This is a genomic window from Pseudoalteromonas sp. P1-7a (genome assembly GCF_001401855.1).
Taxonomy (GTDB): domain Bacteria; phylum Pseudomonadota; class Gammaproteobacteria; order Enterobacterales; family Alteromonadaceae; genus Pseudoalteromonas.
The window spans coordinates 1-216 of record NZ_LKDU01000172.1 but is presented as its reverse complement, the minus strand read 5'-3'; the positions used below and the strand labels follow the sequence as shown (position 1 = coordinate 216).

The window sequence follows — 216 nt, the reverse complement described above, 5'->3', positions numbered from 1 at the left end:
TTAGCTCAGTTGGTAGAGCAGTGGACTTTTAATCCATTGGTCGATGGTTCAAGTCCATCATGACCCACCATTCTTTATTAAGATAAAGAGTGGACAAATCGGCGGATTTACGCAGCTCACTTAAAGGGTAAGCACACAGAGCGGGTCATTAGCTCAGTTGGTAGAGCAGTGGACTTTTAATCCATTGGTCGATGGTTCAAGTCCATCATGACCCAC

At 44.9% G+C, this 216-nt stretch carries 1 tRNA gene; it reads left to right on the top strand.

What is annotated here, in order from left to right:
- The first annotated feature begins 142 nt into the window (after positions 1–142).
- Positions 143–215 (top strand) — tRNA-Lys (locus AN389_RS20000).
- The last annotated feature ends 1 nt before the right edge of the window (position 216 follow it).